Annotated in this window: 29 protein-coding genes and 1 tRNA gene; 9 read left to right on the top strand and 21 right to left on the bottom strand. The window is 59.6% G+C overall.

Annotated features, from left to right (window positions below; all coding sequences use genetic code 11):
• Positions 1-121: 121 nt before the first annotated feature.
• A complete protein-coding gene (gene upp / locus CCGE525_RS01540) occupies positions 122-751 on the top strand; it encodes a uracil phosphoribosyltransferase (RefSeq protein WP_120702748.1) in 630 nt (209 codons plus the stop codon).
• Positions 752-901: 150 nt separating this feature from the next.
• Positions 902-1,429 carry a TIGR02281 family clan AA aspartic protease gene (locus CCGE525_RS01535; RefSeq protein ID WP_120702747.1) on the top strand — a complete coding sequence of 176 codons (528 nt, stop codon included), beginning with the start codon at positions 902-904 and terminating at the stop codon, positions 1,427-1,429.
• A 7-nt stretch (positions 1,430-1,436) separates the two neighbouring features.
• On the opposite strand, the gene deoA is transcribed toward CCGE525_RS01535, so the two are convergent.
• From deoA to CCGE525_RS01480, 11 genes are all read right to left on the bottom strand, one after another.
• A complete protein-coding gene (deoA, locus tag CCGE525_RS01530; RefSeq protein WP_120702746.1) occupies positions 1,437-2,744 on the bottom strand; it encodes a thymidine phosphorylase in 1,308 nt (435 codons plus the stop codon).
• A gap of 3 nt (positions 2,745-2,747) precedes the next feature.
• Positions 2,748-3,521 (bottom strand): deoxyribose-phosphate aldolase, encoded by a 774-nt coding sequence (gene deoC / locus CCGE525_RS01525; protein ID WP_120702745.1) that lies wholly within the window; start codon positions 3,519-3,521, stop codon positions 2,748-2,750.
• Positions 3,518-4,324 (bottom strand): purine-nucleoside phosphorylase, encoded by an 807-nt coding sequence (locus tag CCGE525_RS01520; RefSeq protein ID WP_120702744.1) that lies wholly within the window; start codon positions 4,322-4,324, stop codon positions 3,518-3,520. The genes deoC and CCGE525_RS01520 overlap by 4 nt, the downstream gene beginning before the upstream one ends.
• On the bottom strand, positions 4,321-4,713 hold the full coding sequence (locus CCGE525_RS01515; RefSeq protein WP_120702743.1) for a cytidine deaminase: 393 nt from the start codon (positions 4,711-4,713) through the stop codon (positions 4,321-4,323). The genes CCGE525_RS01520 and CCGE525_RS01515 overlap by 4 nt, the downstream gene beginning before the upstream one ends.
• Before the next feature lie 3 nt (positions 4,714-4,716).
• Positions 4,717-5,688 (bottom strand): ABC transporter permease, encoded by a 972-nt coding sequence (locus CCGE525_RS01510; protein WP_120702742.1) that lies wholly within the window; start codon positions 5,686-5,688, stop codon positions 4,717-4,719.
• Between the two features lie 10 nt (positions 5,689-5,698).
• The gene (locus CCGE525_RS01505; RefSeq protein ID WP_120702741.1) at positions 5,699-6,802 is read right to left on the bottom strand and encodes an ABC transporter permease; all 1,104 of its coding nucleotides are present in this window, start codon (positions 6,800-6,802) and stop codon (positions 5,699-5,701) included.
• A 7-nt stretch (positions 6,803-6,809) separates the two neighbouring features.
• The gene (locus CCGE525_RS01500; RefSeq protein ID WP_120702740.1) at positions 6,810-8,321 is read right to left on the bottom strand and encodes an ABC transporter ATP-binding protein; all 1,512 of its coding nucleotides are present in this window, start codon (positions 8,319-8,321) and stop codon (positions 6,810-6,812) included.
• An 80-nt stretch (positions 8,322-8,401) separates the two neighbouring features.
• Positions 8,402-9,397 (bottom strand): BMP family lipoprotein, encoded by a 996-nt coding sequence (locus tag CCGE525_RS01495; RefSeq protein ID WP_120702739.1) that lies wholly within the window; start codon positions 9,395-9,397, stop codon positions 8,402-8,404.
• A gap of 395 nt (positions 9,398-9,792) precedes the next feature.
• Positions 9,793-10,668: an NAD(P)H-binding protein gene (locus CCGE525_RS01490; RefSeq protein ID WP_162950105.1), complete on the bottom strand. Its 876-nt coding sequence runs from the start codon at positions 10,666-10,668 to the stop codon at positions 9,793-9,795.
• Positions 10,669-10,715: 47 nt separating this feature from the next.
• Positions 10,716-11,615 carry an AraC family transcriptional regulator gene (locus CCGE525_RS01485; RefSeq protein WP_120702738.1) on the bottom strand — a complete coding sequence of 300 codons (900 nt, stop codon included), beginning with the start codon at positions 11,613-11,615 and terminating at the stop codon, positions 10,716-10,718.
• A gap of 51 nt (positions 11,616-11,666) precedes the next feature.
• On the bottom strand, positions 11,667-11,984 hold the full coding sequence (locus tag CCGE525_RS01480) for a hypothetical protein (protein ID WP_120702737.1): 318 nt from the start codon (positions 11,982-11,984) through the stop codon (positions 11,667-11,669).
• A 233-nt stretch (positions 11,985-12,217) separates the two neighbouring features.
• Between CCGE525_RS01480 and CCGE525_RS01475 the strand changes: the two genes are divergently transcribed.
• A tRNA-Ser gene (locus CCGE525_RS01475) sits at positions 12,218-12,307 on the top strand.
• Between the two features lie 168 nt (positions 12,308-12,475).
• Here CCGE525_RS01475 and CCGE525_RS01470 read toward each other — a convergent pair.
• Positions 12,476-13,114 carry a TetR/AcrR family transcriptional regulator gene (locus CCGE525_RS01470; protein ID WP_120702736.1) on the bottom strand — a complete coding sequence of 213 codons (639 nt, stop codon included), beginning with the start codon at positions 13,112-13,114 and terminating at the stop codon, positions 12,476-12,478.
• A 37-nt stretch (positions 13,115-13,151) separates the two neighbouring features.
• Between CCGE525_RS01470 and CCGE525_RS01465 the strand changes: the two genes are divergently transcribed.
• Entirely contained in the window at positions 13,152-14,039 is an 888-nt protein-coding gene (locus CCGE525_RS01465; RefSeq protein WP_120702735.1) for a crotonase/enoyl-CoA hydratase family protein, read from the top strand.
• On the opposite strand, the gene CCGE525_RS01460 is transcribed toward CCGE525_RS01465, so the two are convergent.
• Positions 14,007-14,483 carry an ArsR/SmtB family transcription factor gene (locus CCGE525_RS01460; protein WP_120702734.1) on the bottom strand — a complete coding sequence of 159 codons (477 nt, stop codon included), beginning with the start codon at positions 14,481-14,483 and terminating at the stop codon, positions 14,007-14,009. The two genes, CCGE525_RS01465 and CCGE525_RS01460, sit on opposite strands and share 33 nt — an antisense overlap.
• A gap of 9 nt (positions 14,484-14,492) precedes the next feature.
• Positions 14,493-14,711: an SRPBCC family protein gene (locus CCGE525_RS38175; RefSeq protein ID WP_162950104.1), complete on the bottom strand. Its 219-nt coding sequence runs from the start codon at positions 14,709-14,711 to the stop codon at positions 14,493-14,495.
• A 644-nt stretch (positions 14,712-15,355) separates the two neighbouring features.
• On the opposite strand from CCGE525_RS38175, the gene CCGE525_RS01445 reads away from it, so the two are divergent.
• The 3 genes from CCGE525_RS01445 (at position 15,356) to CCGE525_RS01435 (ending at position 18,248) form a co-directional block, all read left to right on the top strand.
• On the top strand, positions 15,356-16,162 hold the full coding sequence (locus tag CCGE525_RS01445) for an alpha/beta fold hydrolase (RefSeq protein ID WP_120702731.1): 807 nt from the start codon (positions 15,356-15,358) through the stop codon (positions 16,160-16,162).
• 239 nt (positions 16,163-16,401) lie between these two features.
• Positions 16,402-17,523 (top strand): alkene reductase, encoded by a 1,122-nt coding sequence (locus CCGE525_RS01440; protein WP_120702730.1) that lies wholly within the window; start codon positions 16,402-16,404, stop codon positions 17,521-17,523.
• Complete coding sequence (locus CCGE525_RS01435; RefSeq protein WP_120702729.1) at positions 17,520-18,248, top strand: SDR family NAD(P)-dependent oxidoreductase; 729 nt, start codon at positions 17,520-17,522, stop codon at positions 18,246-18,248. The genes CCGE525_RS01440 and CCGE525_RS01435 overlap by 4 nt, the downstream gene beginning before the upstream one ends.
• A 40-nt stretch (positions 18,249-18,288) precedes the next feature.
• Here the strand turns inward: CCGE525_RS01435 and CCGE525_RS01430 are convergent, their stop codons facing one another.
• Complete coding sequence (locus tag CCGE525_RS01430; protein ID WP_120702728.1) at positions 18,289-18,582, bottom strand: hypothetical protein; 294 nt, start codon at positions 18,580-18,582, stop codon at positions 18,289-18,291.
• A 149-nt stretch (positions 18,583-18,731) separates the two neighbouring features.
• On the opposite strand from CCGE525_RS01430, the gene CCGE525_RS01425 reads away from it, so the two are divergent.
• Positions 18,732-19,790: a LacI family DNA-binding transcriptional regulator gene (locus tag CCGE525_RS01425; RefSeq protein ID WP_120702727.1), complete on the top strand. Its 1,059-nt coding sequence runs from the start codon at positions 18,732-18,734 to the stop codon at positions 19,788-19,790.
• Between the two features lie 21 nt (positions 19,791-19,811).
• Here CCGE525_RS01425 and CCGE525_RS01420 read toward each other — a convergent pair whose 3' ends face one another.
• Complete coding sequence (locus tag CCGE525_RS01420) at positions 19,812-21,977, bottom strand: mechanosensitive ion channel family protein (RefSeq protein ID WP_120702726.1); 2,166 nt, start codon at positions 21,975-21,977, stop codon at positions 19,812-19,814.
• A 200-nt stretch (positions 21,978-22,177) separates the two neighbouring features.
• Between CCGE525_RS01420 and CCGE525_RS01415 the strand changes: the two genes are divergently transcribed.
• Entirely contained in the window at positions 22,178-23,134 is a 957-nt protein-coding gene (locus tag CCGE525_RS01415) for a DUF1444 domain-containing protein (RefSeq protein WP_120702725.1), read from the top strand.
• Positions 23,135-23,141: 7 nt separating this feature from the next.
• On the opposite strand, the gene CCGE525_RS01410 is transcribed toward CCGE525_RS01415, so the two are convergent.
• From CCGE525_RS01410 to CCGE525_RS01390, 5 genes are all read right to left on the bottom strand, one after another.
• Positions 23,142-23,435, bottom strand: coding sequence for a type II toxin-antitoxin system RelE/ParE family toxin (locus CCGE525_RS01410; protein WP_120702724.1), 294 nt, complete (start codon positions 23,433-23,435; stop codon positions 23,142-23,144).
• On the bottom strand, positions 23,423-23,707 hold the full coding sequence (locus tag CCGE525_RS01405; protein WP_120702723.1) for a CopG family ribbon-helix-helix protein: 285 nt from the start codon (positions 23,705-23,707) through the stop codon (positions 23,423-23,425). Before CCGE525_RS01405 ends, CCGE525_RS01410 begins: the two co-directional genes overlap by 13 nt.
• 87 nt (positions 23,708-23,794) lie before the next feature.
• Entirely contained in the window at positions 23,795-25,099 is a 1,305-nt protein-coding gene (gene pncB / locus CCGE525_RS01400) for a nicotinate phosphoribosyltransferase (RefSeq protein ID WP_120702722.1), read from the bottom strand.
• A 192-nt stretch (positions 25,100-25,291) separates the two neighbouring features.
• A complete protein-coding gene (locus CCGE525_RS01395) occupies positions 25,292-25,567 on the bottom strand; it encodes a hypothetical protein (RefSeq protein ID WP_120702721.1) in 276 nt (91 codons plus the stop codon).
• Between the two features lie 74 nt (positions 25,568-25,641).
• Positions 25,642-26,601 (bottom strand): 2-hydroxyacid dehydrogenase, encoded by a 960-nt coding sequence (locus CCGE525_RS01390; protein ID WP_120702720.1) that lies wholly within the window; start codon positions 26,599-26,601, stop codon positions 25,642-25,644.
• Positions 26,602-26,604: the final 3 nt, after the last annotated feature.

Here is a 26,604-nt window from a genome sequence, read left to right as displayed (position 1 = left end):
AAGCAAGCCTGAGACCGCAGATTGGGGATGAGATCGCGCAAAGCGGCCTATTTTCTTGCACCAGAGACGATTTCCGTGAAAGAAACATCTCATATCGCGGAATTACTGGAAGGCTGAAACCATGGACGGCGTCACTGTCATCGATCACCCGCTTGTGCAACACAAGCTCACAATCATGCGCAAGAAAGAGACGTCGACAGGAAGCTTTCGCCGGCTTCTGCGCGAGATTTCGACGCTGCTCTGCTACGAGGTGACGCGCGACCTTGAACTGACGATCGAGACCATCGAGACGCCGCTGCAGCCGATGGACGCGCCGATCCTCGAGGGCAAGAAACTGGTCTTCGCCTCGATCCTGCGCGCCGGCAACGGTCTGCTGGAAGGCATGCTCGACCTCGTGCCCTCGGCCCGCGTTTCGCATATCGGCGTCTATCGCGATCACGAGACGCTGCAGCCGGTCGAATATTACTTCAAAGCGCCGGAGGATATTTCCGAGCGCCTGATCATTGTCGTCGACCCGATGCTCGCCACCGGCAATTCCTCGATTGCCGCGATCGACAAGCTGAAAGAACGCGGCGCCCACAATATCCGCTTCCTCTGCCTGCTCGCCGCCCCGGAAGGCCTTGCCAATTTCCGCCACGCCCATCCCGACGTGCCGGTCTTCACGGCAGCGATTGACAGCCATTTGAATGAAAAGGGCTATATCGTCCCGGGCCTCGGCGATGCCGGCGACCGCATGTACGGCACGAAGTAAATCCGGCCACCATACTTACTTTTTTTGCCTGGCAGCGCCCAACTGCCGGGCTTTTTATTGATCTGTTTAGCGGCCTGTCAGCGAAGCTGCTTTAAACATCAGGGATCAATTGGGCTCGGCATTGCGAAGCCCATAGGAAGGATCTCGCCGATGCTCGTTCGCGTTCTTGTTTTTGCCGGCCTCATCGCCGCGGCGGCCACACAGGTTCCCGCCTTGCTCGGTACGCAAACTGCAACCAGCGAAAACTCGACAGCCGTCGTCAAGGTCACGTCACCGCAACAGCCGATTGCAGCGCCAGCGGCTGCCTATGGAAGCGCCTTGTTGCCGGCCGGCGCGGGCGGCCACTACGAGGGCGATTTCAAGATCAACGGCCGGCCGGTGCATGGAATGGTCGATACCGGTGCGACCTATGTGGCAATCAACGAAAGCACGGCGCGCCGCCTCGGCATCAGCGGCAACGATCTCGATTATCGCTACACGACGCAGACGGCCAATGGCCCGTCGAAGGTCGCTCTCGTCAAACTCGACCGTCTCGAGATCGGCACGATCAAGGTCCGCGATATCGACGCCGTGGTTGCGAAAGACGATGCCTTGAGCACCACACTGATCGGCATGAGCTTTCTGAAAAAGCTCAATTCCTATGCTGCCGAAAACGGCTCATTGCGTCTGACGCAATAATTGCCCGTCAAATCCGAGAGACGATCACGGGCGGCAGAACGGGTTCGGTGTCACTAATTCCATAATTTGCGGCCAGATCGGCTGCGGCCCTTTCAGCGCTTGCCTCGTCGGCCGCATGAACGGTCGCGATACGGTCGCCTTTGCTAACCTTTGTTCCGAGCGGCAAGATATCACTGAAGCCGACGCGATGGTCGATCTTGTCCTGCGGATGACGGCGACCGCCGCCGAGATCGATGACGCTCATCCCGATGGCGCGCGTATCGCAGGCTGCCAGCCAGCCATCGGAAGATGCAAGCACCGGCTTCTGCACCGGCGCGCCGGTCAGATATCTGTCCGGCTGATCCAGCAGATCGGCGGGGCCGCCGAGGGCGTGAACCATGCGGCCGAACAGCTCCGCCGCCTTGCCGGAGGAGAGCGCTTCGCGCGCTTTCGCCTCAGCCTCGGCCAATGCGCTGACGATCCCCGCCTGCGTCAACATCTCGGCTGCGAAGGCCAACACGACCGTTTCGAGCCGGGTGCCGGCTTTGCTGCCCTTCAGAAAATCCAGGCAATTGTGGAGTTCGACGACATTGCCGGCTGCGTCGGCCAACGGCTGGTTCATGTCCGTAATCAAGGCCGCGGTCCTGACGCCCGCGCCATTCGCCACCTCGACCAGCGACCGGGCCAGCGTTTCGGCTTCTTCCAGCGAGGTCATGAAGGCACCGTTGCCGATCTTGACGTCGAGGACCAGCGTCTCAAGGCCGGCGGCCAGCTTCTTCGACAGGATCGAAGCCGTAATCAGCGGTACGGAATCGACCGTGGACGTGACATCGCGCACGGCATAGAGCTTCCCATCAGCCGGCGCCAAGGTCCCGGTCTGGCCAATGATAGCGCAGCCCACTTCTTCCACCACCTTGCGGAAGCGTGCCGTATCCGGGGTGATATCGTAGCCGGGGATCGATTCCAGCTTGTCCAGCGTACCGCCGGTGTGGCCAAGGCCACGGCCGGAAATCATCGGCACGGCAAGGCCGCAGGCAGCGGCGATCGGGGCCAGCATCAGCGAGACGTTGTCGCCGATGCCGCCGGTCGAATGCTTGTCGGCGATCGGCCTGCCGATTCCCGACCATGAGAGCATATCGCCGGAACGGGCCATGGCCAATGTCAAGGCCACGGTCTCCTCACGCGTCATGCCGCTGTACCAGACGGCCATGGCGAAGGCACCGATCTGGCTCTCAGCCAGCTCATTCCGCGCAAGGGCCGCGATAAAGGCGTCGATGTCGGCGGCGTGAAGCGCGCCGCCATCCCGCTTCCGCCGGATGATCTCCTGCGGGATCATCACTCAATATCCGGAGGCTGCCGCGGTGGACTTTCCACCGCCAAGCACGTTGAGAATGTCATCGAGCAGGCCTGACGCGCCGAAACGGAAGGTTGATGGCATGGCCCAATCCGGCGCCATGATGGTTTCGGCGAGACTCAGATAGAGAGCTGCGTCGGCGACGGATCCGATACCGCCGGCCGGCTTGAAACCAACCTTGCCACCGCTGTGGCGGATCGCCCGCAGCATGATGTCGGCCGCTTCAAGCGTTGCGTTGACGGCGACCTTTCCGGTCGAGGTCTTGATGAAATCGGAGCCAGCCTCGATCGCCAGTTCGGAGGCGCGCTGGATCAGCGCCACGTCCTTGAGCTCACCGGTTTCAAGGATAGTCTTCAGCAGCACCGGGCCTGTGCATTCGGCCCTGACGGCAGTGACCATATCGGTGACGGCCCGCTCGTTACCGGCGAGCAGCGCATGATAGGGGATGACGAGATCGATCTCGTCTGCACCATCGGCGATCGCCTCACGCGCCTCGGCGGCGACATCAGCCACTTCCATATCGCCGGCCGGGAAATTCACCACGGTCGCGATCCTCACCGCATGGTCGGTTCCGAGAATACCGCGCGCCTGGGCAACGAAACGCGGCCAGATGCAGATGGCGGCCGTGTTGCCATAGGGAGACTGGGCGCGAGCGCACAGCGTTTCGATCTGCGCCGGCGTGCAATCATCCTTAAGATTGGTGAGATCGAGAAGGGAGAGCGCAACGGCCGCCGTTTCTCTAAGGGAATGGCTCGTCATTGTTTGTTTCCTTCGTCCGCAATCATTTCTTTCAGGATGGCAGCAAGGCGAGCGCCGCCGACCGGGGCCATGTCCTTCGTCTCTTCATGCGAGAGCTCGCCGTCGGTCATGCCAGCCCCATAATTAGTAATGACGGAGGCTGCTGCAACCCTCAGCCCGAAAAGACGCGCGAGAATAACTTCCGGCACCGTCGACATGCCAACGGCGTCGGCGCCCAGGATGCGCGCCATGCGGATTTCCGCTGGGGTTTCGAAACTCGGGCCGGAGAACCACATATAGACGCCATGCGACAGCTTGATCTCTGCGGTTTCCGCCGCCTTACGCATGCGCATGATCAGGTCGGTATCATAGGCATTGGTCATGCCGACGAAACGCTTGTCGCTCTCCTCGCCGATCAACGGGTTCATGCCCGAATAATTGATGTGATCGGTGATCTGCATCACCGATCCAGGCGGCATTTCCTCGCGCAGCGATCCCGCGGAATTGGTGAGGATCAGCGTCTCGACCCCAAGGCCCTTCAGGGCCTCGATCGGCGCCCGCATGGCGTTGGCGTCGCCCTTTTCATAATAGTGTACGCGACCAGACAGCATGATGACCGGCACGTCGCCGAGATAACCGGCAACCAGCGTGCCGGCGTGGCCCGAGACGGCGCTGACGGGGAAGTCGGGGAGATCGGCATAGGGAATACGCACGGCATCCCTGACCTCATCGACCAGCGAACCAAGGCCTGAGCCCAGGACGATGCCGTAGCGCGGCTGGAGATCACCGAGCTTTTCGGCCAGGACGTCGACGGCGGCGGTCATCCCAGTATCTCGGTTTCGAAGCTGAAGGGCAGCATCTCGTCCATGGTCATGGTCTTCTTCACCCCGGTTTCGTCGCAGAGATAGATGCGCGTTTCCTTGCTGGCGAACTCTGCAATCTTCTGCCGGCAGCCGCCGCAGGGCGGACAGAGCGGCAGCTTTTCAGCGATGACTGCCATTTCGACGATCTTTTTGGCGCCGGCCATGATCATGTGGCTGATCGCTGTTGGCTCGGCGCACCAGCCCTGCGGGAAAGACAGGTTCTCGATATTGGCGCCGGTATAGATCCTGCCATCCTCCGCGCGGATGGCCGCGCCGACGGGGAATTTCGAATAGGGGGCGTGGGCAAAGGCCATCGCCCCGCGGGCGGCCTCGAACAGATCATGCGACATGGATCAGCGCTCCTTGGTGTAGGGCACGCCGCCCGCCTTTGGCGGTTTGGCGACGCCGATAAAGCCTGCAAGCAGGATGCAGGTCAGAATATAGGGCAGCGCCTGGAAAATCTGTACCGGCACTTCGCCGATGCCAGGCACTGCCTTGCCCTGCATGAAATTGGCGAAAGCATCGAGGAAGCCGAAGAGCAGGCAGGTGAACATGACAGGCACCGGCTTCCACTTGGCGAAGATCAGCGCCGCAAGCGCGATATAGCCCTTGCCCGCCGACATGTTGTTGATGAAGGAGGCCGACTGGGCGATGGCAAGATAGGTGCCGGAGAAGCCGCAGAGAATGCCCGCCACGATCAGCGACCGATACCGCAGCCACTCGACGGAGATGCCGGCCGTATCGACGGCGCCCGGGTTTTCGCCGACGGCGCGCAGGCGCAGGCCAAAACGGGTGCGATAGAGGATCCACCAGGAAATCGGCACCGTGAGAAAGGCGAGATAGGTCAGAATATTGTTGCCGGAGATGACATTGGCATAGAGCGGCCCGATGAAGGGCACGTTACGGATGGCGTCGGCGCCCGGCAAGGTGATCGAAGCGAAGCGTGCCTCGGCCGGCAGCGTCGGCGTGCGGCCGCCCTGGCCGAACCATGCCTGGCCGAGCACGATGGTCAGGCCGGCCGTCAGGAAGTTGATCGCAACGCCGGAGACGATCTGGTTGCCGCGATTGGTGATCGAGGTGAAGCCATGCAGCAGGCCGAACGCCACCGATGTGACGATACCGGCACCAAGCCCGGCCCAGGCCGAACCGGAGACGGAGGCGACACAGGCGGCGGCGAAGGCGGACGCCAGCATTTTGCCTTCGAGACCGATGTCGAAAATGCCAGCACGCTCGGAAAACAGGCCGGCGAGTGCGGTGAAGATCAGCGGAATCGACAGGCGGATGGTCGAGCCAAGTATGCTGATGAGAAGATCATAATATTCCATCGTCCGATCCTCACGTCCTGGCGAATTTTTGATAGACGCGCACCATTGCGGGCCGGAACATATATTCGAGAGCGCCGGCGAACAGGATGACCAGTCCCTGGATCACCACGATCATGTCACGCGTGATATTCGGCATGTCGAAGGAAAGCGCATCGCCACCCTGATAGAGAATACCGAACAGGATCGCCGCCAGAATGATGCCGACGGGATGGTTACGGCCCATCAGCGACACGGCGATGCCGACGAAACCGGCGCCGAGCACGAATTCGACCTGCAGGCGCGCCGATGAACCCATGACCGGATTGAGCGCCATCATGCCGGCGAGACCGCCGGAAATGAGCATGGCGATGATGACCGTGCGGGCATAGGGAATGCCGGCATAAACGGCGGCCGTCGGACTAAGACCGAGCGTGCGCATTTCATAGCCGAGCTTGGTGCGCCAGACGAGCACCCAGACGAGAAAACACATGACCAGCGCGATCAGGAAGGACACGTTAAGCGGCGCCGCGCCGATGGTCGAACCGAAGATGCCCATCAGCCAATCGAGCTTCGGCAACTGGCCGCCCTCGAGGAAAGTGCGGGTTTCCGGCGCCATCTTACCCGGCACGATCAGCACATGCACCAGGATGAAATTCATCATCGCGGAGGCAATGAAATTGAACATGATGGTGGTGATGACGACGTGGCTGCCGCGCTTTGCCTGCAACCACGCGGGAATGAGGGCCCAAAGTGCGCCGAAGATGGCCGAGCCGACGACGGCGAAGGGCATCGTCACATACCAGGGCACGTATCTGTCGAGCGTCAGCGCCGCAAGAGCACAGCCGAGACCGCCGACATAGGCCTGGCCTTCCGAGCCGATGTTGAACAGGCCGGCATGAATGGCGACGGCGACCGATAGGCCGGTGAAAATGAAGCTTGTGGCATAGTACAGCGTAAAGCCGATGCCTTCGCCACTGCCGAGTGCGCCCTGCAGGAGCAGGTTCAACGCATCGAGCGGACTCTCGCCGATGAACCAAACGACGAGACCGGAGATCAGAAAGGCGATGACAAGATTGAGAACGGGGATCAGACCATAAGTGATCCAATTGGGGAGCGAAACGGAAGCAGTGCTCATCAAGGCCTCATGCGGCAATGCCGGCCATCATCAGGCCGAGTGTCTGTTCACCGGCGTCAGCCGTTTTCTCGCCGACAATGTGGCCGGCGAACATGACGAGGATGCGGTCCGAAAGCGCGCGGATTTCATCCAGCTCCACGGACACCAGCAGGATCGCCTTGCCGGCGTCGCGCATCTCGATGATGCGGCGATGGATGAACTCGATGGCGCCGATGTCGACGCCGCGCGTCGGCTGGCCGATCAGCAGAGCCCTCGGATCGCGTTCAATCTCGCGGGCGACGACGATCTTCTGCTGGTTGCCGCCGGAGAAATTGGCGGTCTTCAGCCGGGCGTTCGGCGGGCGGATGTCGTATTTCTCGATCTTTTCGATCGCATCCTTGCGCATGGCGTCGAGATCGAGCATGCCGGCCCTGCCGTATTTCACATCACGGTGGTAGCCGAGCACAGAATTTTCATATTCCTCAAACTTGAGGACGAGGCCCATGTGATGGCGGTCTTCCGGAATATGGGCGAGGCCGAGGTCACGCAGGGCTGCCGGATCGGCGGTGCCGATCGGCTCGCCATGCAGACGGATTTCGCCGGAGGCCGGGTTGCGGATGCCGGCGATCGCCTCCAATAGTTCCGACTGACCATTACCCGCGACGCCTGCGATACCAACGATCTCGCCGGCGCGGACGTCGAAGGAAACATTGTCGACCATGGTGACGCCGCGGCTGTCCTTGACGGTCAGATTGCGTACGGAGAGAACGACCTCCCCGGGATGGGCAGAGCCTTTTTCGACGCGCAGCAGCACGCGGCGGCCGACCATGAGTTCGGCAAGCTCTTCGACAGTGGTTTCCGCCGTCTTGCGGGTGGCCACCATTTCACCGCGGCGCATGACCGACACCGTATCGGTGATCGCCATGATTTCACGCAGCTTATGGGTGATGAGGATGATGGTCTTGCCCTGGTCGCGCAACACGCGGAGAATCCGGAACAGATTGTCGGCTTCGGCTGGCGTCAAAACGCCGGTCGGCTCATCGAGGATGAGAATATCGGCGCCACGATACATGGCCTTCAGGATCTCGACACGCTGCTGCTGACCGACGGGAAGCTCCTCGATCAGGGCGTCCGGATCGACGTCCAGGCCGTAATCCTTCTCCAGCCGTCTGAGTTCGGCGCGAACAGCGGCTACGCCCTTCGCCAATATCGCGCCGCCCTCTGCGCCCAGCATCACGTTTTCCAGTACGGAAAAATTGTCAACCAGCATGAAGTGCTGGTGCACCATGCCGATGCCGGCGGCGATGGCCGTCTGACTGTCCCGGATGGCGATAGGATTGCCATTGATGCGGATTTCGCCGCTGTCGGCATGATAAAAACCGTAGATGATCGACATCAGAGTCGATTTTCCGGCACCGTTCTCACCGATGATTCCGTGGATCGAGCCCTTGGAAACGGTCAGGTTGATGTCTTTATTGGCGTGGACAGCACCGAACTTCTTGTCGATGCCCACGAGTTCGATGGCAGGCGCTTGGCTCACTACGCAGCTCCAGAAATCAGACTTCCGGATAAGAAAAGGGCGTATGACGTTTTCGATACGTCATACGCCCTTATTTCATATCAGCTCTTCGGGCAGGCGTTGTCGGTCGTGTAATCGTGGACCTTGATCGTGCCGCCAATGATGTCGGCGGTTGCCTTGTCGACGGCAGCCTTCATATCCGGCGTGACGAGCGGCTTGTTGTGTTCGTCCATGGCAACGCCGACGCCCTCTTCCTTGAGGCCGAGTTCCTGTGTGCCGGCGGTGAACTTGCCGTTCTTGGCGTCAGTGAAGGCGTTGTAAACGGCGAGATCGACGCGCTTGACGACGGAGGTCAGAACCGAACCCGGATGCAGGTAGTTCTGGTTGCTATCGACGCCGATCGACAGCTTCTTGTTATCTGCAGCCGTCTGCAGCACACCGAGGCCGGTGGCGCCGGCAGCCGCGTAAACAACGTCAGCGCCCTGGTCGATCTGGTTCTTGGTTAGCTCGCCGCCACGAACCGGGTCGTTCCAGGCAGCACCGGTCGTGCCGGTCATGTTCTGGAAAACTTCGATCTTCGGATTGGTGGCGCGGGCGCCCTGCTCATAACCACATTCGAACTTGCGGATCAGCGGAATGTCCATGCCGCCGACGAAACCGACCTTGCCGCTCTTGGAAGCCAGTGCAGCCATGACGCCGGCCAGGTAGGAGCCTTCGTTTTCCTTGAACTTGACTGAGCGGACGTTCGGCAGATCGAGGCTGTCGTCGATCAGGACGAACTGGGTCTTCGGATATTCGGCTGCAACCTTCTGAAGAGCAGACGTCCAGGCGAAGGAGACGGCGATGACCGGATTGAAGCCCTTGCTGGCGAAGTTGCGCAGCGCCTGTTCACCCTGGGTGTCACCCGTCGGCTCGAAGTCGCGATAGGCAACGCCGGTTTCCTTCTTGAACTTCTCGGCGCCGTTAAAGGCTGCTTCGTTGAAGGACTTGTCGAACTTGCCGCCGGTGCCATAAACGATCGCCGGCTTGATGTCGGCCGCAAGCGCCGTTGCCGACATGGCAGCCAAGGCGAAAAGGGTCAAAAGGGATTTTTTCATGAGGTGCAGCCCTGTTGTTGCTATCTTGTTGGGTCCTCCCGCAAGCCCGTTGACCGGACATGTCTGCGGAACCGCCGGCCTCCCCCGAGGCCAAGCTGCGTGCATCCTTGCATGGCTGCACGAAAAATTCACGAGAAATTTTTCAGTTGGTAAAGATTTGTGGGAATTGCCAAAAACCCGCCCAAAGGAGCTGATTTTTGAACATTTTAGCCCTTAGGCTGCGATTTTATTAGTCAACCAAGGGACGATAGCCGGTATCGCGGAGATCGGGCTGAGCTCGTGCCATGCTTGCAATCAGTTGCCTCGATAGTCTCGTGACCTATATCAAAGCGATTGTCCAAAACAGGCGTGATCGCCTGATTTTAGCTCGTTGGGCCGAGACACCGTCCTTCACGTCAAGACGTTTTCGTTATCGAAGCCAGAACCTCACGCAGACTGGTTCGGCCTTGTCTTATGTCTCCAACGCCCGGTTCCACATCGATCCGCCCGACATTATGGGCATCATACATCGCGGCAACCAGTTCAGCATAACTTGCGCTAAGCCCTCCTCGAACCAGCGCAGGGATCCAGTCCGGGCGAGACATCTCCCTCGCGGTAATTTTTCGCCCGACGAGTTCTCCAGCAGTCCGCGCGACGTCCTCGACGCTGTAGCGATCTGGCCCCTCCGCATGGATGATGCTGACAGGTGCGCGGGCACCGGACAACAGCAATTCGCCCGCAATGACGCCGACATCGGGAGCCGAAACTGTGGGAAATAGTTTGGTTACCGGATGATGCAGGCTTGGGAGCACGCCGGTCTCGACCGCGCGTCCGATCAGGCGGCTCCAATTCTCCATGTGCTCGGCGGAGCGCAGGAAGGTCAGAGCGGCGGGAAGCTTTTTCAGTTCGGACTCCAGATGATGGAAAGTCAGCGTGATGCCCGTGTCGGACGCCAGATGCGCGCCATAGTCGGAGATTGCCAGAACGGAGCTCGGTCGGTTCCGGTCGAGCGCATCGACGATTGTTCTTATGCTGTTTCTCATCTCGGCGGCCGCATCGTCCGCCCGAATGCTTGTAGGGCAGATGATCTGTACGGCGGTGGCGCCTCTCATGCTTTCACCGAGAGCCTCACCGTCGTGAATGTCCGCGACACGGACATCACAACCCATGGCGCTGAGATCATCAGCACTATTTGGGCCTCGAACGATGGCTCTTACCGGTGCGCCCTGGCGGCGGAGCTCGCCGATCGTTGCCCGTCCAATTTTTCCAGTCGCACCTAAAACAACGAACATCACTCGCATCCTCGAAGGTTTCATCGCGGACATAGAACATGCCGTTTTTAGACGTCCTGTCGCACAGGATCGGATGATGAAGAACAAAAACGGGCGATGAATGATCGGTTTTCCGCCTGTAGAGAGGCTATTGCCTTCATCCGGGCGATGCTGGCCGGTGTCACACCGAGAATGCGCTTCATCGCCTGCGCCATGTGGCTCTGATGAGCAAAACCGGAGGCCAGGGCAATCTGGCTGATCGGCAGCTCTCCCAAAACAAGCAGGCTTCTGGCCCGCTCCACCCTGCAGCGAATCACATATTGATGAACCGGCATGCCGAACGAGCGGCGAAACAGCACCTTAAGGTGCGATGCGCTGATGGACGCCACGCCAGCCAATTGTGCCAGCGATAAATCCTGATCGAGATGGGATTCGATGAACTCGATCAGCCTGCGTCTTTGGCTCGATGAAAGCTTTTGCCTGGCGGCAATGGTCGTCAGGTTGAAAGGCCCATTGATGAGCCGCACCGCCAGCGCCTTTCCAAGACTTTCGACGAACAGGCGATCGGAGGGTTCGTCCATGCTCATCTGCGTCTCCAGCGCCAATGCGATATGTTCGATGCCTGGATCGCGATGCTGAAATTTGGGAACGACTGCCACGCTGTCGGGATCGATCTCCATATCTTCCGCCGCGCTGCGCACGATCGCGGGGCTTATCCAGAGCCGCAGAATGGAGCAATCGGCATCGTCCTCCCACTCGCCATCCAATCCCGCCGGAACGATGTTGATATCGCCGTGCGACTGGACGCGACGATGCTGCCTGCCATCGCACCGGCATGAGGCATTGACCGGCGCCCCGATATGAATTCCAAGACGGTGAAACGGCGATGCGGGTATGTAGGTAAGGCCCGCAGCGATATTGCGGCGCTCCGCTTTTATGCCGAAGGTGCCAAGGCCGTCGTCTAGCAAGTTCCCGCTCCCGTCTCCGGTTGACTGAATTCTTACAGCGGCCGGGTGGTCTTAGACGCTGAAACGGCCTGCCACCGGCGGCTTCTTGTAGGCAATCATCCATAGAAGCAACGAGATCACCAGGAACACCGCGAAAGCGGGCTGGAACAGCAGCCACTGCACGGCCAGATTATAAAGCTGCGGATGGATGTAATAGGAAATCAGCGACTGGATGGTGGCAAGCGATGACGGGCTGACATCGTTCCATGCATCTCCCATCGGGGTCAGCACGACGGCGGAGGCGGCAACCGACTGGATGGAATCGATGGTGCCGGCGATCACCGCAACGACGAGCGCAACGAGGCTGGCAAAACGCAACAAGAAACGCATCGACCTCTCCGAATTCTCATTACCCGTCGGCCACACACGGCTGGCCAATCGCACTTTGCCCGTCTATCCCTTTAGATAGGTTGAGAGCCAGATAAGCGCAATGGAGGAAAGGCCTGGAGTTTTCTGTCCGGAAGTCAAAAATCTGTCAGATTCCGGTTGATCCTGAGAAATTCATCGGTATATATCGCGGCCGTTCCGACGATTTGCCTCCTGACCGGTTGCGAAACGCCAAAGGACAGGTGGCCGAGTGGTTTAAGGCGCACGCCTGGAACGCGTGTGTACGTGAAAGCGTACCGAGGGTTCGAATCCCTCCCTGTCCGCCATTTTGCATATGTCCATGCCGACTACACGCCATGGCGTAATACCAAGTCCCCTCCGATTGCGCACTTGCCTCCGCCGTGACCAGATACCGACTGACGCACGTCCAGCTTTGTCCCCGACGTTTTCCGGCTCTCTCCGAACCAAGCTTTCGCACTACGACTGGACTCGACCTATTTCTTGTTCGCGTTCGCTGTAAGGATCAGCGAACGGGCCGCTTCCCCGGCGGCTTCCATATATGCCGGGTCGCGATGCAGCAGAACGAGGGAGAATGAGCCATCCAGCAGGAGTACGATTTGTCGGGCGAGTTGCGGTGCTTCTGTCGTGATTCCTGCCGCCTCGAGGACGACCCGCAGCCAGTCCTCGACTTTCTTCTTGTGTTCGATTCCGACTTTCATTGCTGGATGGCCGGGCATGTTGGCGAGTTCCGCCGATGTGCGCAGAAAGCCGCAACCCTTCCATTTCGGATGACGGGCCGAACGGGCCAGGTTGTGAAAGATGCCTTGCACCTTGTCTGCCGGCTCGCCCTCAGCTTCCGCAAACCATCGTTTGAACAGGGCGAGATTGGGTTGGTCGCGCGCTTCGAGATAAGCCCCTATGAGGTCGTCCTTGCTCGAGAAATGATAGTAAAGGGTGCGCTTCGTGACCCCGGCTTTTTCGGCCACCGCATCGACGCTGACACTCCTGATCCCCTCGTTGTAAAACAGCTTGGCTGCCGCGGAGATAATGCGTTCACGCGTTGAAATCGTATGTGAGTCCATAGGGCTATGTATACCGACTAGTGAATATACACAAGCAGCAACTGACGACATACTCTTCGGGCGTGCAGCATGCCGGAAAGGGAATCGAATGATCGACACTGTTCTAATCGAGAGTCGCGATGGAATTGCCACCCTTACTCTCAACCGCCCCGAAAAACTCAACGCGCTCAATTACGCCCTGATAGATCGTCTCCTCGCGATCCTTGACGCTATAGAAATAGACAGCTCGGTCCGGGCGGTCATCCTTACCGGCGCGGGCGAGCGTGCGTTCTCGGCCGGCGGCGATATCCACGAATTCTCCGAAAGTGTGGCGCGCGGCGCCGACGTCGCAATGCACGATTTCGTCATGCGAGGGCAGCGGCTGACAGCGAGACTAGAAGCGTTCCGCAAGCCTATCATCGCAGCCGTCAACGGCCTTGCCTTAGGCGGGGGCTGCGAGATCACCGAGGCTGTCCCGCTCGCCATCGCCAGCGAGCGTGCCCTGTTTGCCAAACCTGAGATCAATCTAGGAATGCCACCGACCTTTGGCGGAACGCAGCGTTTGCCGAGGCTGGCCGGGCGCAAACGCGCGCTCGAACTGCTTTTGACGGGTGACACGTTCTTGCCGCAGCGCGCCCTCGAACTCGGCCTCGTCAACCAAGTGGTTGCGCAAGACGATCTGATTCCTGCGGCGCACGAACTTGCTCGGCGCATCCTGTCTCATTCCCCGCTGGCCGTTGCGAGCATTCTGACGGCGGTAACGCGAGGCATCAACCAAAGCATCGCGGAAGGGCTGCTGATCGAGGGCGAACAATTCGCCCGCATGGCACCGACCGCCGATCTGCGGGAAGGGCTTGATGCCTGGATTGCGCGTCGCAAGCCAAACTATCCGGGTTCATGGTCGTGCCCTGACTCCCATGCAATATCAAAAGCACCTCCGCCTTCACAAGGCGACGCCTTCATTTCAAGCAGCAGCAGCGGCGACACGCCGAGCTAGCCGGTGGCGGATTGACTGCGTTCGACCTCTTGTCGTTTCCGACTGCGTTGGGCGGTTCAGCGTTTCACGGAATTGCATTCGGCAAGCTTTGCCTGAAGCGTCGTCTTCCACAAACGCCCTCAACCGCTCCAGCCGCTCATCCCATTGCGTCGAAATCCAGTCGAGATAGTCACGCACGACTGAGAATTGCTGTGCTCGCAGTCGCCACTGTCGGTCCCGCCCTATTCGGTCGCTATCTACGAGGCCGACGTCTTCGAGCACATGCAAATGCTTGGTAACGCCCTGACGCGAAACACCGTCGGCACATTGCTTCAACTCAATGGTCGGAAGCGGCCCATCTTTGCATAGTCGTGCGACTATCGCCAATCGGACCGGATCACCCAAAGCAGAGAAGAGCGGTGCGGCACCCGACAATTTGTCGGCACTGTCGCCATGTTTCAGCATGGTGGCGCCTCAGGATTGTTCATCAAGAACAAGATACTTTTCAATCAGCTTGGTCTGATGTGCCCAGCCGGCGTCGTTGCCTTCCTTGGCCTTCGTGCGCCGATCAAGCGGAATCTGTTCAAAACCCGACTCTGTAATGGTGAGCAGGGTGCCGCCATCGACCTCCGAGCGACGACACTCGCAAATTGGATGACACCCAACGCCGGCGCTTCGATCGCTGCCAGTCAAATCGTTTGCGTTCACTGCGGAGACACAGTTGAATGATGTTTATATGTTTTCAATCAAAAGGAGTGCGCAATTTGAGATTCCTCCTGACGATCTTAACGCCAACACTGTTTGCTGCGTTAGCCATATTAGCCTTAGCCGATCATAACGGAGCATCGGCGGAAGACCTTCCGCAATATGATAGTTCCGCCTATTGCCAGGATTTGACGTCCAAGATGCTGGTCAAGTCGGAAGAGATTAGAGAAACCCTAGACTGTATGTATTGGGAGGGGGTTGCCAAGGCGCACCTTGAGCAACATTGGAGCCTTGTGTCACCCGTCGCTTTGAAGGAATGCATGAAAATACCGCGCCTCAGTGAAAAGCCGCTCTTACTACCAGCTTCAGGGGTGTATCGCCCAATTTATTGGTATGGAGTGCTTTAGAGGGCACATTAAATGCGGATAGGGTGATCAGAGGCCCTACCCCCCGGACCATCGATCCGGACGGGGAGTCGATGGTTCCTGATAGCCTTCGTCGTTTTCTGTGCCGAATTGGCGTTGCGGCTATTTCCTAGCGCGGTATCGACCAGCAACACCCCTAACCGCCTTCGTGTCCGAGGCTTCATACGATATAAGCGCGAGACCAACGGGGAGTGGGAGCCAATCAGCATGGAATTCCAAGACAACGATCTCGAAAAATTCGCAGCTGACGGAGCAGAGCCGCTGCCGGAGACAGATATCCAGGGTCATGTCGAACATGACGGCGCCCGTATCTGGTATGCCGCCTATGGCTCCGGCATGCCGGTGATCCTGCTGCATGGCGGCCTCGGCAACAGCGGCAATTGGGGGTATCAGGTACCGGCCTTGGTCGATGCCGGCTACCAGGCTGTCGTCGTCGACGGCCGTGGCCATGGGCGCAGCACGCGTGATTCGCGGCCTTACAAATATGAGCTGATGGCCTCAGACGTGTTGGCCGTGATGGACCGGCTGCGTATCGAAAAAGCTGTTGTCGTGGGGTGGAGTGACGGCGCGTGCACAGGTTTGATCCTGGCCAGAACCAATCCGGAGCGCATGACAGGCGTTTTCTACTTCGCCTGTAACATGGACCCCAGCGGCACGAAGGAATTCGTGCCCACGCCGATCATCGATCGCTGCTTTTCCCGGCATGTGAAAGATTACGCCGCATTATCGGCGACGCCGGATCAGTTCGATGCCTTCGTTCAGGCTGTTGGCCTCATGCAGCGGACGGAGCCGAACTATTCCGCCTCTGATCTCGCCGAGATCAAGGCGCCTGTCGCGATCGTGCACAGCGAGCATGACGAGTTCATCAAGCGCGATCATGCAGACCATCTCGCCCGCAGCATCCCCGGCGCGCACCTTATCCTGCTGCCTGGCGTCAGCCATTTCGCGCCGCTACAGCGACCGGCACAATTCAACGATGCTATGCTGATTTTCCTTCGCGAGATTGCGGCGTAGTGGACAGGGGAGCCACGGCATGCCCGACCTGCACTACGAAAAACCTGAGCTTTGTTGCTCCCGCACCCACAGCGCAGAAATCCTCATTGTCCAGATGTCGGTTGCGCGGGATTTAGTTGCGCGCTTCCGATTGTTGGAATAAATGATGGACATCATATTTTAAAACTCCCGAGACCGAACGGCCGCTGACCGGCCCTTCCGCCCCGGTGAGCTATATTCGCTCCAGGCAGGAGATTTTCATGACAGCTACTTTATTTTCGCCGCTGGCCGTCGGTCCTTACGAGCTGGCCCATCGCGTCGTCATGGCGCCATTGACGCGCATGCGGGCAAGCCAGCCAGGCAATGTGCCTTCCGCGATGAATGCCGATTATTATGCACAACGCGCGTCGCTGGGCGGGCTGATCATTTCCGAAGGCTCGCAGATCTCGCCGGGCGGACAGGGCATGCCGGCAACGCCGGGCATCCACACGCATGAGCAGATCGCCGGTTGGAAAGCGGTCACCGACGCGGTTCACGCCAAGCGCGGCCGGATCTTCCTCCAGCTCTGGCATGTCGGCCGCATTTCTCATTCCTCGCATCAGCCTGGCGGCGCCCCGCCCTGCGCCCCCTCGGCGATCGCAGCTGCTGGAAATGCCTTCACGGCATCCTTCGAGCGGGTACCCTTCGAGACGCCGCAGGCGATTGATACCGACCTGATGCCCCTGCTGATCGAAGTCTACGGCCAGGCTGCGGCAAACGCGAAGGACGCCGGATTCGACGGAGTCGAAATCCACGGCGCCAACGGCTATCTGATCGAACAATTCCTGCAGGCTCGTTCGAACCGGCGTACCGACCAATATGGCGGATCGATCGAGAACCGGACGCGCCTGTTGCTCGAAGTGGTCGAAGCGGTGTCTGCCGTCTGGGGTTCGAACCGCGTCGGCGTCCGCCTCTCTCCCTTCGGTATTGCCAACGACAGCGGCGAGGACGATCCGCTGCGCCTCTACGGCCATGTCATCCGCGAGCTCGACCGGCTGCACCTTGCCTATCTGCACCTGATCGAGCCGCGTGCCAGCGGCGCGGGCCAGGCGGAAGTCGATCACAAGAACGTTCCGTCGGCCGCCGAGCTCTTCCGCCCGGCCTGGTCCGGAACATTGATCGCCGCCGGCAATTTCAAGCCTGAAACCGCCGAGGCCACCCTTGCCGCCGGCCATGCCGATGCCATCGCCTTCGGCCGCCTGTTCATCGCCAACCCCGACCTGCCGGAGCGCATTCGCCGCGGTGCAAGCCTCAATCCCTATCATCGCCCGACCTTTTACGGCGGCGGCACAGAGGGCTATACGGATTACCCGACATTGGATGTCCGGGAGGCTGCGGAATGAGAATACCAAGCGCCATCATCGTCGGTGTGGGAGCCGAACAAGGTCTCGGCGCAGCCCTCTGCCGGCTGCTGGCCGACAAGGGCTACCACATCTTCATCGCCAGTCGGACATTGGAAAAGATCGCCAAGGTCGCCGACGCCATCAGCGCCTCCGGCGGGAGCGCCGAAGCAATTGAAACAGACGCGACCGACGAGGCCGCCGTGAAGCGGTTGTTCGACCACGCCTTTGCGCCACAGGATGAGATCGACCCGCCCGATTTCATCGTCTTCAATGCAGGCATCAACCGTCACATCGGCTTTCGTGGCATCACCGCCGCCGAATTCGAGGAATTCTGGCGCATCTGCTGCTTCGGCGGCTTTCTTGTCGGGCGAGAGGCGGCCAAGCATCTCGTGCCCCTCGGGCGTGGTACGGTGATCTTTACCGGCGCTTCGGCAAGCCTGCGCGGCAAGGCTGGATTTGCGCAGTTCGCCGCCGCCAAGGCGGGTTTGAGAATGATCAGCCAGAGCATGGCGCGGGAATTCGGGCCGCTCGGGCTGCACGTTGCCCACACCATCATCGATGGCGGCATCGACGGCGAAAGATTGCGGTCGAGGCGGCCGGACCTGGAGGCTGATGCACTGCTAAACATCGACGCCATCGCCGAGACCTACTGGCATATCCACCGCCAGCATCCCTCCGCCTGGACCCAGGAGATCGACCTGCGTCCCTACAAGGAAACCTTCTGAGGCTGGCGCCCAGAGCGGCTAAGCGCTTTGTGGAATAGCCCTAATAGTTGCGTGACAACGCCTTTGCAAGAATGAGAAACTTCGGTTCTAGGCACTCGGCACGACGGTCAAAGTCAACGTGGCTTTCCGTGTCGGGCGTTTCGCTTGGGATCGTGAAGGACCACGCGGACGGGCGATTCCGGCGACGACGGAAGAAGGCGGTAAGACGGCCGAGAATGCCATGGGCACCTTCGTCTTCCTTGCCTGCAGGCGAAGGTAGATTGGATTCACCTGGATGAGCGGAATCACCCCAGCGGTCTTCGTAGAGATCCTTGAATAGGTAGTTGGTCAGCATCGGTTCGCTCTCTTTTTGAATCGATTCAATTTCGGTTCATACTGCTTCATTGAATCGGTTCAATCGTACGCTTCAAAATTCTACTGTCAAGCGGAATTGAACCGATACAACTTCATGCTAGGATATGTCGGAAGCAAAAGGAGGATTCATTGGGCAAGGGCACCATCAGGCTCGCGGATGTCGCCAAGGCAGCGGGAGTGTCACAGGGGACCGCCTCCAATGTTTTCAGCCGGCCTGAAGTGGTGCGCGAGGAAGTGCGTGAGCATGTCCTCGAGACGGCCAAGCGGCTTGGCTATGCCGGGCCGAGCCTGACGGGGCGGCTGCTGCGGGCCGGAAAGGTCAATGCCATCGGCGTTGCCGCCGTAGAGCCGCTTGCCTATTTCTTCGACGATCCCTGGGCCAGGGCTCTCTTGGCGGCCGTTTCCCAGGTCTGCGATGCCAGCGGCACCGGCCTTGCACTGGTCTCGGCCAAAGACCGACACAAGCTTGATTGGAACATCAAGAGCGCGCTGGTGGACGGCTTCATTCTACTGTGCGTGGAAGGCGGCGAAAAGCTCGTGCAATTGACGCGTGAGCGGCAATTGCCCTTCATCGCCCTGGCCTTGAATGACGACGACCCGTCGATCTCCTCCATCAGCGTCGACAACCTGGGTGGCGCGGCTGTCGCGGCCCGCCATTTGGCGGAATTGGGCCACAGGCGCTTTGCCGTGCTCGCGACCGAACTCTCAGAAGACCATGTCGGGCCGGTCGGCATCGGCGGGATCGAGCGGGCGATCTATTCCACCTCGCGTGATCGTGCGCTCGGCTATTGGCAGGCGCTCGAAGCGTTCGGGATTTCACGCCAGGAGGTGCCGATCTATGAGACGATTAACGACAAGCCAAGCGTCGAAGCCGGTCTGGACTTCCTGTTTTCGGCGCCTGAGCGGCCGACGGCCATTCTCGCCATGTCGGACAATATCGCACTGCTGACGGTAAACTGGCTCCGGGCACGGGGGCTATCCGTTCCCGAAGATATCTCCGTCATTGGCTTCGATGGCGTACCGGAAGGCGGCATGGTGGAACCCGGCCTGACGACGATGGCCCAGCCCTTTGCGGAAATTGCACAACGCGCAGTGAGGGCGGTCCTGGACGATGCCATGCCCGCCGAGCGTGAGGTGATCGACGTCACCCTGGTGGTGCGCGGCAGCACCGCGGCACCAAGGCAATAACTTCGCAGAAGGAGCCGCTTGCTAACTCGCCTGTTGCTCGCCTTCGAGGCCCGCCACCCGCATCTCGATCACCTGGCGCGCGGCCGCGGCGGAAGCGTCCTTGTCGCTTGCGACCTGCACAGTCGGGAAGGCAAAATGGATGCCGTTTTCATCGAAAGCCTGCTTGACCATTGCCAAGGCGCTGCGCCGGATGACGGAGAGTTCCCCAGGCTTGGTGGTGATCGCCAGCCTGATTTCGATCGCAAAATCGCCGAACTGCTCGACACCCTTCATCTTCAGCGTCTGAATAATGTTGGGCGCCAATTCCGGATCGTCGAGCAGGCGCTGACCGATCTCCTTGATGATCCGCTTGGTCTTCACGAGGTCGGTGTCGTAGGTGACCTTCAAGATGATTTTGTCGATTGCCCAGTCGCGGTTCATGTTGTTGACCGCGCCGAGCGAGCCGAAGGGCACGGTTGCGAGCGGACCGCGCTGATGGCGCAACTTCACCGAGCGCAGGCTGAAGGATTCCACCACGCCCTTGTGATTGCCGCTTTCGATATATTCGCCGATGCGGAAAGCATCGTCCCAGAGATAGAAGATGCCGCTGATGACGTCCTTGACGATGGTCTGCGCGCCGAAACCGACGGCGACGCCGACCACGCCGGCGCCGGCGATCAGCGGTCCGATCTCGATGCCGAGGCCCGACAGCACCATCATGATGGCGATGATGCCGATGACGACGGCAAGGATATTGCGGAAGATCGGCAGCAAGGTGTGCAGCCGGGCACGCCGGGCCTTCAATTCCTCGCTGTCGCTGTCAAGCGGCACGGACGCCGACAGTTTGGCGTTGATATAGGTCTTCGAAAGATGCCACAGCAGATCGGCGGCCAGCAGAATGACGACACCGCCAAGAATGCCGCGGACGACGCGGTCAATCATGGATTCAGGCGGCCTCATCATCATTTCCGCCTCGACACCGAGCATCCGGCCGAGCCAGAGGGCGGCAAGCGCGATGATGATCGCGCGTACTCCGCGGTCCAGCAGCACCGTGGCGAGGTGGCCGGTGCCGAAAACACCGCCGGCCGCATCGCGCAGCGCCTCCACCGCCCGGGACGATACCGAGAGCGCACGCGGCAGCAGAATGACATAAATGCCGAGCCATAGCAGACCGTCAAAGCCAGTCACCCACAGACCCCAAAGTGCCGCGAAATAGATCGTCAACAGCCAGGAGACGACCTTTCTACTAGGCGCGCCGGGACGGATGGGACGTGCCCAGACAGCCTCCACGGCGATCAGGAACAGGCCGATGCCAAGCGTATAGCCGACGAGATCGCGGGCACCGCCGGAAAAGCCGAGCGGTACCATGGCTTGCGTCACCGCCCAGCCGCAGGCGAAGTAGATGACGAACAGTGTGCCGTGCCGATACCAATATTTCGCCACACGACGCCGCTCGGCGATGCGCGCAGCGCCACCGTCCTCATCGAGAATGTCGTTCGCCCGACGCATTGCGATCAGTTCCATCAGCAGTTTGCCGAGCGAGATCGCCAATCTAATGGAGACGAGCGCGATGACGCAGGCAATCGCAAAACTTTCGATGATCGGCGGCCAGTCGAAGACAAGAAGCGGAATCAGCGTTGCCACGCCGTGAACGATGGCGGGCACAACGCCGCCCATGAACTGGAACCGAGCAGCTTGAAGTTCCGTCTCGACGCCGGCCGCCCTCTCGGTATGCTGCATGTGCTTGATATTGATCAGGCGCGCGACCACCAGCTCAGCCACGAGGCCAAGGAAAAACAGCACCAGGATCTGGATACCGATGCGCAGCCGGCCCACCGCCTCTCCTTCGTTTTCAAGTCTCTGAGACGCTGTCATCACCTCCGAAGGTAATGTCATTGCGGCGCCAGACACGATCTCCAAGTGTCGTCGCGTGTGGCCAAGCGTGTCCGACAACTCCGACATCTGGCCGCCGTTCGTGCCGGGATTGCCGGCGGAAACGGGCGGAGCGCTCACCTGCGACGCAAGCCATTGCTTAACGTCGGGCTCGTTCATCAACTGAATGAGTTCACGGACCTTTTCCGGCGGTGGCGCGGCAGCGGCCGATGGCGGCGCCGCGCTTTGCGCGAGAGCCGCACCCGGTACGGCAAATGCAAAAAGACATAGAAGCAGCGCCCCGATCGACAGCCTGCAACCCCCAACAACACTCATGCGCACTGCCCTTCCCCAATCGATCGATCAGTCCGTTTTTCAGATTACCCGATCAGTCCGTTTTTGCAGATTATACGACAGTTTAGTGCGAACAAGCAGGGACTTACGCGAATGGCTCGCCAGCTGGTATCGGCATTGCGCGCGGGCCGGCGGCACGTTAGGCTTCGCAGACATAGCGTTTGGCGCTTGGGGACGTACGCGTGTTCAATTTCCTGAAAAAGCTCTTCGGCAGAGCCAAACGGCCGGATGCGCAGATTGAGCAGTTGGAACCTCCCGCGCCGCAGCCCGCCGATACGCCGGCGATCAAGAGCCTCGATCTCAATATCCCTGATGAAGCGCTGCAAAACGAGGCGCGCTTTGCAAGCTACCTGCAAGAGCGCCTGCCCTTTTTCGGCGAGGTGATCAAAGTCGACTATGACCCGGGCGCCGGCAGCCTGACGCTGCATAGCCGCAACGGCGACACGATGACGAAATTCCTGGGCAACGCACTGCTGGCGCTGCGCGAAAAGAAAGGACAGGCGCGTGCGCAGGCTCTGTTCAACTATCTTAACATAACCGAGGCCCTGGAAGGCGGCGGCGAGCTCGACAAGGTGCTGCCAGTGCTGAAATCGCGCAGCTTCGTCGACGTGGCGCGGCAGCAGATGGTACAGGCGGTTAGGGGCAAATCCGACCCGCCGCAATTCGTCTATCTCGACGAAGCCGAGGATCTGGTCAGGCTCTTTGTCGTCAATGGCGAGACCACGGTCAGCTATGTGATGACCAGCGCATTGGACGGCTGGGGCATCGACGTGGGCGAACTGGCAGAGACGGCACAGGCCAATCTCCATAAATTCCTGTCGAAGACCGGCGTGCAAATCGCCAAGCGCAGTCAGTTTCAATATATCGAGATTGACGGCCAGTTCGAATCCAGCGTCGCCTTCCTGCCGAATTTCTGGGCGCAGATACAGGATCAATCCGGCGGCGCAGCACCGATCGCGGCCTTCCTGTCACGCGACAAGGTATTTTTCACACACGAAAACGACGCCCAGGGCCTGCACCTCCTCGAACTAATCAGCGCCGATCTCAGCGACGTGCCCTATGTGATTTCGCCGGATCAGTATCGCTGGGAGAACGGCAAGTGGTCGCTGTTCAAGCGTGTGGCGCGAAGCGTGCAGTGATGCGCTGTTACTTGTAGCCGTCTTCGCGACCGTGGCGGATGGCCAAAATTACAACAGCATCTCCATCATAATGATACCGAACAACATACCCGTCGCGCCCGAAATCAATAATCCATTCCCGAAATTCAGCGCTCATATCCTCAATGAAGCGCCCGAGTTGCGGTTGATGACTCAAAATGCGAACACTGGAGCGAATTGTTCTGACAGCGCGCGTGGCTGCGTCTGGATTGGCGGGAGTAAGAAATCGATAAAGCCGTTGCACATCTCGAGTTGCACGCGGCGACCAGATCAGGCGTGGCATGCAGGCGGTTCTATGTCATGACCGTCTTCGAGCTGTTGAAGCCACTCTTCGACTTCCTCAGCAGTCAAATGCAACCCAGTTTTCTGATATTCTTCCCATGCGTGAAGTGTATCCTGCCGAAAGGATTCGCGCTTCTCTTCCCGCTCCACATATTGTTCGACAGCCTCCTTCAGCAGTAGATCCGGCCTGCGATGGCGGCTGGCGGCCAGCTTCTCAAGCCGTTCGTTCACGTCAGGATCAATTTCCACACTGGCCTTCAAAGCGCGTGACATCGAATTCTCCGGAGGTCGTCGATACCAACAATATAGTAACAGTCCCTTGCGTAAAGAACCATTGGCTGGCGCCGTTCAAAGGAAGGCCTACACCAATACCTCTTGATCGACGCGATCCTCGGCACCGAAGAATTTCAAATAGCGCTCGATCTCGGCCGGCTCGCCGGTTGCCTTCTGCGGATTGTCCGAAAGCTTGACGGCCGAGCGGCCATTGGCTTCGATCACCTTGCAGACGATCGAAATCGGGCTGAGGCCATGGATTTCGGTGGGCGCGCAGCCGGCGAAGTCGTTGGTGAGGTTGGTGCCCCAGCCGAAGCTCATACGCACGCGACCGTCGAAGTGCTTGTAGGTGTCGATGATCGCATCGACATCAAGCCCGTCGGAGAAGATCAAAAGCTTCTGGCGCGGGTCGCGGCCCATCTTCTTCCACCATTCGATGATCTTTTCGCCGCCTTCGATCGGCGGCGCGCTGTCCGGTCGGAAGCCGGTCCAGTCGGCCACCCATTCCGGCGCATTGCGCAGGAAAGAGGCCGTGCCGAAGGCATCCGGCAGAACCACCAGCAGGTTGCCGCCATAAAGGCGGTTCCAGTCGCGCAACACCTTGTAGGGCGCCTTTCCAAGCTCATCGTCAGTCTTGGCCAAGGCGGCCGCCACCATCGGCAGCTCATGCGCGTTGGTACCGACAGCCTCGAGATCGGAATCCATGGCGAGAAGGACGTTGCTGGTGCCGGTGAAGGCATGGCTGACACCTTCCTTCAGCGCCTCCACGCACCAGCGCTGCCAGAGGAAACTATGGCGCCGGCGGGTGCCGAAATCGGAAATGCGCAGGTTCGGCAGCTCCCTCAGCCGCTCGACCTTTTCCCACATCTTCGCTTTGGCACGTGCATAGAGGACATCGAGGGTGAAAGGTCCGAGCGCTTTCAGCGCCGCGCGCGACCGGAGCTCGTTGATGATGGCGAGTGCCGGAATCTCCCACATGGTCGTTTCCTTCCACGACCCGTGGAAGTCAAGAATATACTGCCCGTCACGCTTCGAAAGCTCATACTCCGGAAGCTGGAAATTCGACAGCCAGGCTAGGAATTCCGGCTCGAAGATTTGGGCGCGACCGTAAAAGCTATTACCCGCCAGCCATATCATCTCCTTCTTGGCAAGCCTGATCGTGCGGGCGTGATCGAGCTGCTCGCGCAATTCCTTCTCGTCGATGACTTCGGCGAGCCGGACGCTCTTCGTGCGGTTGATCAGGGAGAAGGTGGCGTCGACATCCGGATAAAGCTTCCAGATCATCTGCAGCATCAGGAGCTTATAGAAATCGGTATCGATCAGGCTGCGAATGATCGGATCGAGCTTCCAGGTATGGTTATAGACACGGGTGGCGATATCCGTCTTCGTCATGTCGTTCCTGCCCGTCTCCCTGCGCCCCGGACGTCAAGCTTCACACCTCCAGCTCACTGCCGGCAGGTATAATGCTCTTCTTATCAAAAAATGTTGAGCGAAAGTCCAGTCACTGAAAGAAAATTGATGCTAATTCAAATCCGCCGTCCCGGATATCGGCAGCGAGTGCCCAAGTTTCGCTGGTGGCCGAATTCAGTATGACTGGGAATAGCCTTGGACCGGCGGGTTCGGTGCCGCGGTCTGATCCAGGGTCGCCGTCAAGGGCGCTGTGTGCGTGGCTATATAGCCGCTCCATATTTCGGCCAGCGCCCAGACGATCGCCGTCAGGGCAAGTGCGATAATGAGCACCGCCAATACCCGTCGTCCCATGCGCCCCTGTTTGGCTTCGGTCGCCGGCAATTCCTTTTCCTCATGCAGGCGCTGATCGGAATCCTCCCAATGCGTATGGGTTTCCAGCTTCCGTGGCATGATTGCCTCCTTCCAGTGCCTTGTGGCGGCGTTCTCTGGAAACGGAGGCGGCTGTGGAAAGGTTCCGAGAGCGCTCAATAGCCCCGGCTGCGATCCACCAGATATTGCAGCGGTTCGCCGCGTTCGAAACGGGCGATCTGCTCCTCGACATGGCGCATCAGCGAGATTTCCTCCGAAACCGCCGCATCGTGCGGAGTGATGACGACATTCTCCAGACCCCAGAGCGGGTCGTCCATAGGCAGCGGCTCGACATCGAAAACATCGAGCGACGCGCCGCCGAGCACGCCGGTTTCGATCGCCGAGACGATATCGCCCTGCAGCTGGCTCTTGCCGCGTCCGGCATTGATGAACACCGGCTTGCCCAAGGCGCCGTCGCGACGAAGCTTGGAAAAGAGCGAGCTATTGTAAAGCCCTGTCGTCTCCGGGGTCAACGGCAGCAGGCCGACGAGAATATCGGTTCGCGCAAGAAAGGCATCAAGCTCGCTGGCATCGAAGGTTTCCATGCCGTCGATTTGCTTTTTCTGTCGCGACCAGCCTATGACGTCGAAACCCATGACTTTGAGTTTGGTGGCGGCATCGAGGCCGAGAATGCCGAGGCCCATGACACCGACCGTGACTTCGCGCGCTTCCGGTGCCGGAAGATGACCCCAGACGCGCTTGCGCTGGTGCCTGAAGTGACCGAAGACGTCGCGCAGATGTACGAGGCATTGCAGCACGACCCATTCGGTCATGCGCACCGTCAGGCTGCGGTCAACGAAGCGGACAATGGGAATGTCGGGCAGACCAGCGATATTCAACATGGAATCGACGCCGGCACCGCCAGAAAAGATAACCTTGAGGTTCGGCGCCCGCTGAAAGAGATCGGCATCCGGCTTCCACAGAAGGGCATAGTCAACCTGGCTCAGATCCACTCCTTTGCTCCCAGGATCGGCGAGATTGATGCTGCCGCGGTCGGCAAAAGCGGTTTTAAGGACTTTGGCGATGGTCTCGGGTGTGAATTTGAGATCTACGAGAACGGGGCTTTTGGTCGGCATGGC

It is taken from the genome of Rhizobium jaguaris, from assembly GCF_003627755.1.
Classification (GTDB): Bacteria; Pseudomonadota; Alphaproteobacteria; order Rhizobiales; family Rhizobiaceae; genus Rhizobium; species Rhizobium jaguaris.
Note: the sequence above shows the minus strand (reverse complement) of the source record. Positions and strands in the feature narration are given on the sequence as shown.